Origin of the sequence: Rhizobium sp. BK049, assembly GCF_014193135.1 — a bacterium.
Taxonomy (GTDB): Bacteria; Pseudomonadota; Alphaproteobacteria; order Rhizobiales; family Rhizobiaceae; genus Rhizobium.
In genome coordinates this window covers 35,450-41,806 of the sequence record NZ_JACHYV010000038.1, presented here as the reverse complement: position 1 = coordinate 41,806, position 6,357 = coordinate 35,450, and the positions used below count along the sequence as shown (strand labels likewise).

8 protein-coding genes are annotated in these 6,357 nt (G+C 62.1%); 4 read left to right on the top strand and 4 right to left on the bottom strand.

Annotation, left to right across the window (positions count from 1 at the left end):
- Positions 1–260 precede the first annotated feature (260 nt).
- Complete coding sequence (locus tag FHT70_RS27935) at positions 261–1,106, bottom strand: metallophosphoesterase (protein WP_183706350.1); 846 nt, start codon at positions 1,104–1,106, stop codon at positions 261–263.
- Positions 1,107–1,208: 102 nt separating this feature from the next.
- Positions 1,209–1,811 (bottom strand): superoxide dismutase, encoded by a 603-nt coding sequence (locus FHT70_RS27930; RefSeq protein WP_085777444.1) that lies wholly within the window; start codon positions 1,809–1,811, stop codon positions 1,209–1,211.
- A 210-nt stretch (positions 1,812–2,021) separates the two neighbouring features.
- Here FHT70_RS27930 and FHT70_RS27925 point away from each other — a divergent pair, with 210 nt between their 5' ends.
- From FHT70_RS27925 to FHT70_RS27915, 3 genes are all read left to right on the top strand, one after another.
- Positions 2,022–2,348: a hypothetical protein gene (locus FHT70_RS27925; RefSeq protein ID WP_085780008.1), complete on the top strand. Its 327-nt coding sequence runs from the start codon at positions 2,022–2,024 to the stop codon at positions 2,346–2,348.
- Between the two features lie 197 nt (positions 2,349–2,545).
- Complete coding sequence (locus FHT70_RS27920) at positions 2,546–3,199, top strand: class I SAM-dependent methyltransferase (protein WP_183706349.1); 654 nt, start codon at positions 2,546–2,548, stop codon at positions 3,197–3,199.
- A gap of 60 nt (positions 3,200–3,259) precedes the next feature.
- Positions 3,260–3,991: a sulfite exporter TauE/SafE family protein gene (locus FHT70_RS27915; protein WP_183706347.1), complete on the top strand. Its 732-nt coding sequence runs from the start codon at positions 3,260–3,262 to the stop codon at positions 3,989–3,991.
- A gap of 15 nt (positions 3,992–4,006) precedes the next feature.
- Here FHT70_RS27915 and FHT70_RS27910 read toward each other — a convergent pair whose 3' ends face one another.
- Positions 4,007–4,351 (bottom strand): nuclear transport factor 2 family protein, encoded by a 345-nt coding sequence (locus FHT70_RS27910; RefSeq protein ID WP_183706345.1) that lies wholly within the window; start codon positions 4,349–4,351, stop codon positions 4,007–4,009.
- Between the two features lie 110 nt (positions 4,352–4,461).
- Between FHT70_RS27910 and FHT70_RS27905 the strand changes: the two genes are divergently transcribed.
- On the top strand, positions 4,462–5,724 hold the full coding sequence (locus FHT70_RS27905) for a multidrug efflux MFS transporter (RefSeq protein ID WP_183706343.1): 1,263 nt from the start codon (positions 4,462–4,464) through the stop codon (positions 5,722–5,724).
- Here the strand turns inward: FHT70_RS27905 and FHT70_RS27900 are convergent.
- Entirely contained in the window at positions 5,686–6,303 is a 618-nt protein-coding gene (locus FHT70_RS27900) for a TetR/AcrR family transcriptional regulator (RefSeq protein ID WP_183706341.1), read from the bottom strand. The genes FHT70_RS27905 and FHT70_RS27900 overlap by 39 nt on opposite strands.
- Positions 6,304–6,357: the final 54 nt, after the last annotated feature.

The following is a 6,357-nucleotide window of genomic DNA, read 5'->3' as shown; positions in this document are numbered from 1 at the left end:
GTTCTCGCCAACACAATCCTCTTTCGCAAGACCGAATGGACGCCACAACACCGCAAGAATTAAACATGGTTGCTCCCCGTAAACGGGGCGAAGGGGATATGCCGCGGCCCCTCCGTTCCTCATCAACCTCTGGTATGGCACGTCCCCTCGCCCCGTTTACGGGGAGAGGGTTAGGGTGAGGGGCAGCTATTGCACTGATCTGACGGCAGAGTGGCACAAGCCTGAGCAGGATGAAAAGACGTGCCGGCCCCGGTCGCAGCCTAATAAACCAGCGTGCGGCTTTCCTCTCGGCCGAAACCGCGGATCTCGATGCGGTTGGGGTGCAGCTCGACGATGGCGAAGGCGTTCTGGTTCTCGGAGTCGACCACGCCCTTGAAGTTGACGAAGTGGCAGGCGCCGGCCTTGCCGTAATTGCCGACATGGTCATGGCCGTTGAGATAGGCGACGACATGGGGCTGCGAGGCGAGCAGCGCGACGACGCGCTCGCTGTCCCACATGCCGTGCTCACCCGGCGGATACACCGGATAGTGGTTCATCATGATGACCTTCTCGCCGGCGGCAGCCGCGTTGGCGATCTCATCACCGAGCCAGGCGAATTGCTCGTCGCTCAACGCACCGTTCCAGTGATGGGCGTTCGCCGCCTCTTTGGCCTGCAGCTCCGCCAGCATCCGTGCGGCAAGAGCGCGATGAGGATGGTTTTCCGGCGGCGCGAAGGTGCTGACCTCGTTGCCGTCGAGGACGATGAAGCGCCACCCGTGACGGGAGAAGCTGTAATAGGGAGACGGCATGCCGAGACGAGCGGCTATTGCGGACAGATGCCCCGCGGAGACGGAGAAATCGTGATTGCCGAGCAGGAAGAGCGCCTCGTGCCTCAGCTTGCCGTAGACCGGCAGGATGTCGTCGAAGCTGGCGAAGCTGCGGTCGATGACGTCGCCGAGCGTCATGACGAAGCTCAACTCCTCGCCGTTGAAGATCTCGATCGCCTCGGCGACTTTGGTCAGGCTGTTGGCGTAATAGCGCTCCATGGCCGCGTGTGGGGCGACCGCCGCATATTGCGGGTCGGCGATGATGCCGAAGCGGAACAGGGGAACAGCAGAGGACGACATGGGGCGTGCTTAAGAGCGGCCGATGACAGGGCTGTGACGGCTTTATGCAAAAAGAAAACACCCGGCGTTTGCGACGCCGGGTGTCGAATTGGGCGAAGTCGCTTACTTCGTGGCTGCTTCATAGCGCTCCAGGACGTAGTCCCAGTTGATCAGGCTATCGATGAAGGCTTCGAGATACTTCGGACGCGCGTTGCGATAGTCGATGTAATAGGAGTGTTCCCAGACGTCGACGCCGAGGATCGGGGTGGCGCCGTGAACGAGCGGGTTTTCGCCGTTCGGGGTCTTGGAGATTTCGAGCTTGCCGTTCTTGACGGAAACCCAGGCCCAGCCGGAGCCGAACTGGGTGGCGCCGGCATTGGCGAAATCGGCCTTGAACTTGTCATAGCCGCCGAGATCGGAGGCGAAGGCCGCTTCGAGCTTGCCCGGCAGCTTGTTGCCGCCGCCGCCCTTCTTCATCCACTTCCAGAAATGGATGTGGTTGTAGTGCTGGGCAGCGTTGTTGAAGAGCCCGGCATTCGTGCCGAAAGACTTCTTCACGACCTCTTCGAGCGAGAGATCCGAAAGGCCGGCTTCGGCGGCGAGCTTGTTGCCGTTGTCGACATAGGCCTTGTGGTGCTTGTCGTGGTGAAACTCCAGCGTTTCCTTCGACATGAAGGGGGCAAGCGCTTCGTAATCATAGGGAAGTTCAGGCAATTCGAAAGCCATGTCAGATCTCCTCTTGGCAATAGATTGCGTCCTCGGCAGGTGAGGCGGAACATAGGAGGGGAAAGGAGGAGAGGCAACCGGCGAAATATCAAAAAACGATCGGACGGAGGAAAATTTGCCTCAGTTTCAGGGCGGTATTCGAGCGTGCAAATCGGCCGCCACACCGCCGAAAACCGCCTCGTCGGCGACCGCTACCAATGGAGATCCGATATGAACAGGAATATAATCCCGCACCTCGCCATTGCCGCGCTTCCGTTTCTTGTCACTGCGGCGCATGCCTCTTCGGACGAGGCCTGGAAACAGCTCGCCGCCGAGGTGGAAGCCAAGTGCAGGAAGGCTGCGGTTGCGATCGAAAAACCCAATGCCGTCGTTGATCCCTTTGGCAGCTCGCGTTACGGGCTGGCCCTGGTGACGGGAAAGCCGAAGGGGGCCAAGGGATTCGTCGTTCAGATCTGCGTCTATGACAAGCAGGAGAAGTCGGTCGAGATCGGCAGCGAGATGGATGCCAAAGAGCTTGGGTTGACGCCAGCGAAATAGCCGCCCCCGCAGCGATTGTGACTTCAGTCACATTCCCGAGCGGAACCCGGCCCCACCCTCAGGAGTTGAAGGTCTCGGTTTTTAGAGCGCCGCGCCTCTGTGAGAGGCGTCAAGGCGCTCTATGTTTGCGATAAATGCATGATCCCTTTCGAAAATCCTTTCCGATTCTCGAAGGTCACGCGCAGGGAGGTCTAGACATGTCGGAGCGTCGCAACAGGGCGGAAGATCAGCAGAAAATCTATCAGCGCTGGGCACCGGTCTACGACCGCGTCTATCGCGGCATCCTGCGCGACGGCCACCGCAAGCTGGCCGCATTTGCCGCCGCGGCCGGCACCGATATTCTTGAAATCGGCGTCGGCACCGGCCTGACGCTCGCCCACTATCCCAACCGATGCCGGGTGACAGGCATCGACATTTCCGAACATATGATCGCGCGGGCGCGCGAAAAGGTGCGGCGCGAAAACCTTCAGCATGTGCAGGCGCTCGAGGTGATGGATGCGCATGCGCTGCGCTTTGCCGAGAATTCCTTCGACGTGGTCTGCCTGCCCTTCGTCATCACCCTCATTCCCGAGCCCGAGCGGGCGCTGGACGAATGTGCCCGGGTGCTACGGCCGGGCGGCGAGATCATCCTGGCAAGCAAGCTCGGCGACGGCGCGGGTCTGCAAGGCGTGATCGAGGCGGCGGTGGCGCCGCTGGTGCGCCACATCGGCTGGTCGTCCGCCTTCCGAATCCACCGCATCGTCGCCTGGGCCGAGCGCCGCGGCGATTTTTCAACAACCGATATTCTGCCGGTTTTTCCGAACGGCTTTTTCAAGATCGTCCGCCTGAAGCAGCGCGGCTTTTCCTCCTGATACCAAAAGTTTTTTTCCGCATCGCCGATCCTGATGCTACCGTTCGCCTGAGGGGACTGCATGACATCGGATATCTTCTTCTTCATCGCTGTCGGCTTCTGCGCGCAGATCGTCGACGGCGCGCTCGGCATGGCCTTCGGCGTGCTGTCGACGACGAGCCTGCTGGCTTTTGGGGTGCCGGCGGCCAATGCCAGCGCCATGACGCATGTGACGGAAATGTTCACGACGGCGGCATCAGGCCTGTCGCATGCCTATCATCGCAATGTCGACTGGCGGCTGGTGGCGCGTCTCGCCCCGGCCGGCATGATCGGCGGCGCGATCGGCGCCACTCTGCTTGCCAATATCGACGGCAAGGTAATCGAGCCCTTCGTGTCGGCCTATCTGATCGCGATCGGCCTCCTGATCCTCTACAAGGCCTTCCGACCGCAGATCAGGCGCGAGGTGCGCGACTGGGCCGTGCCGCCCGTCGGCTTTTGCGGCGGCCTGCTCGATGCGATCGGCGGCGGCGGGTGGGGTCCTGTCGTCACCAGCACGCTGATCGGGCGCGGCCATGATCTGAAACGGGTGATTGGCTCGACGAATTTCACCGAATTCGCGGTGACGCTGACGATTTCGATCACCTTCGTCGTGACGCTCGGCTGGTCTGAGCTCAATTCGGCAATCGGCCTCATCATCGGCGGCGTCATCGCCGCCCCTTTCGGCGCCATCCTCGTCAAGCGCCTGCCGGTGCGGGCGCTGATGGTGGCGGTCTCGATGGTCATCATCACGACGTCGGCGTTGCGGATCTTCTAATGCCGTTTCGGCGGGTCAGAGATTGCGGCCGAAATAGACCTCTACGGCGGCGATCCTGTCGCCGCGGAAACGAAGGCTTTCCATGTTGGCGAAGCTTCCGCCGTCCAGTTTTTCAGCGCAGTAGCGGACAGCAGCCTCATCGCCGTTTATCGCCAGGAACTCGATGTGGATCGCGCGGAAGAGCGGCTCCTTTGGCCAGCAGCGCTCGAAATAGGCGGCTCGATCGATATGATCGTCGCGCGGGCTGGAAAAGGTGAAATCCTCCGTCAGCATCGCGCCGGCAATATCCTTGCGGTCAGCGAGATAGGCGGCGTAGAGATCACGGACGGTCTGCTCCCGTGTCGGGATCATGGCGTTCATGGCATGTCCTCCGATTGACTGATTGCATTACGCAATCGGATATGTCCTAGCACTTTTCCGAGAAATGATCCAGATTGCGGCGCGATTGCGCTACAGGATCGATGCAAGGAATGACAGACACACAATGGGGCGCCGGGGTTAAGCTTGGCTCGATCTACTGGAAGCGCAACCTTGCCGTCTCGCTGATCGGCTCCTTCACCACGATCGTGGCGATGACGCTGCTGCTTCCCTTCCTGCCGCTCTATGTCGAGGAACTCGGCGTGACCGACCATGCGGCGATCGTGCAATGGTCGGGCATCGCCTATGGCGCCACCTTTCTTGCCGCGGCCCTCGTTGCGCCGCTCTGGGGGCGGCTCGGCGACATCTACGGCCGCAAGCTGATGCTGGTGCGCGCCAGCCTCGGCATGACGCTGGCGATTTCGCTGATGGGCATGGCCGGCAATGTCTGGCAACTAGTGGCGCTACGCCTGTTCGTCGGGCTTGCCGGCGGCTACTCCTCCGGCTCGATGGTGCTGGTGGCGACGCAGACGCCGAAGGACCGCTCCGCCTGGGCGCTCGGCGTGCTCTCCTCCGGCATCATGGCCGGCAATCTCGTCGGGCCGCTGATCGGCGGAGCTCTGCCGCCGATCATCGGCATCCGCGGCACGTTTCTCGCCGCCGGCGGCATGATCTTTTTCGCCTTTCTCGCCACCACCTTGCTGATCAAGGAGGAGAAGTCGCCAGCCCGCAGCCGGGCGGCCAAGGCGAGCGGCGGCTGGAAGTCCATCGCCGACAGGCGGCCTGTTATCGCCATGCTGGCGACCGGCATGCTGCTGATGCTCGCCAATATGTCGATCGAACCGATCATCACCGTCTATGTCGCTGAGATCGTCCCCGTCGAAGCGCAAGTGACGATGATATCCGGTCTCGTCATGTCGGCTGCCGCCCTCGGCAGCATTCTTTCAGCCTCCTGGCTCGGCAGGCTCGCCGACAGGATCGGCCACTGGCCGGTCATAGCAGGCGCGCTCGCCGTCGCGGGCCTGCTACTGATCCCGCAGGCCTTCGTCACCAGTTCCTGGCAGCTAATCCTGCTGCGTTTCCTGATGGGGGCAGCCCTTGGCGGGCTTCTGCCCTGCATCACCGCCGTCATCCGCCATAGCGTGCCCGACAGCGCCGCCGGCAGCATTCTCGGGCTTTCCGTCTCCTCGCAATATGTCGGCCAGGTGGCCGGCCCTGTCCTCGGCGGTTTCGTCGGCGGGCATATCGGCATGCGGGCTGTTTTCCTCGGCACCTCGCTGCTGCTTGTCGCAGGCGCGGCCTATGCCTGGGCGGTGCGGCCGCGGGAGGTTAAGACATCAAACATGCGCGCTTCCGCAGATCAGCTCGACGCCTGAGCGGGCGATCGCCTCCAGCGTTTCGCGGCTGTCGCCGGCGCGGGCGCGCACGGCAAGCGAATGCATGACGGCGGAAGCGAGCCTTGCCAGCGCCAGCGGGTCGGCGCTTTCGGGAAGCTCGCCCCTTTCAACGGCAATGCGCATGCGCTTTTCGATCTCACCGTCGAAATCGTTCAGGCTGCGGCCGAGCACCTCGCGAACACGCTCATGTTCGACAGCCTCGACCGAAGCGGTGCCGATCAGCAGACAGCCGCGGGCGGCGGTTTCGCCATGCAGATAGATCGCCAAAGCACCGGCATAGACGCGCGCGAGATTGTCGCGCAGCGGCAGCGACGGATCGAGCGCCTGCTTCAGGACGTCCATGCCATCCTGCCGATAGGCCTCCAGCGCATCGAGATAGAGGGCCTCCTTATCGCCAAAGGCGCCGTAAAGGCTTGGGCGGTTGAGGTTGGTCGCGGCACTGAGATTGTCCAGCGAGGCGGCGGCAAAGCCCTTGTCCCAAAAGACATCCCGCGCCTTGCCGAGCGCTGCCTTGGCGTCGAAGGCCCGTGGGCGGCCGCGCTTCTTCTCGTCCTTCATATTTTGTACCGCTTCGCATTAAATTCTTGACGAAGGTTATTTTATGCGAAACAG

What these genes read in the sequence shown, in the direction of transcription:
- FHT70_RS27935 (WP_183706350.1), bottom strand. Translation starts at nt 1,106, where the DNA reads ATGTCGTCCTCTGCTGTTCCCCTGTTCCGCTTCGGCATCATCGCCGAC.
- FHT70_RS27930 (WP_085777444.1), bottom strand. Translation starts at nt 1,811, where the DNA reads ATGGCTTTCGAATTGCCTGAACTTCCCTATGATTACGAAGCGCTTGCC.
- FHT70_RS27925 (WP_085780008.1), top strand. Translation starts at nt 2,022, where the DNA reads ATGAACAGGAATATAATCCCGCACCTCGCCATTGCCGCGCTTCCGTTT.
- FHT70_RS27920 (WP_183706349.1), top strand. Translation starts at nt 2,546, where the DNA reads ATGTCGGAGCGTCGCAACAGGGCGGAAGATCAGCAGAAAATCTATCAG.
- FHT70_RS27915 (WP_183706347.1), top strand. Translation starts at nt 3,260, where the DNA reads ATGACATCGGATATCTTCTTCTTCATCGCTGTCGGCTTCTGCGCGCAG.
- FHT70_RS27910 (WP_183706345.1), bottom strand. Translation starts at nt 4,351, where the DNA reads ATGAACGCCATGATCCCGACACGGGAGCAGACCGTCCGTGATCTCTAC.
- FHT70_RS27905 (WP_183706343.1), top strand. Translation starts at nt 4,462, where the DNA reads ATGACAGACACACAATGGGGCGCCGGGGTTAAGCTTGGCTCGATCTAC.
- FHT70_RS27900 (WP_183706341.1), bottom strand. Translation starts at nt 6,303, where the DNA reads ATGAAGGACGAGAAGAAGCGCGGCCGCCCACGGGCCTTCGACGCCAAG.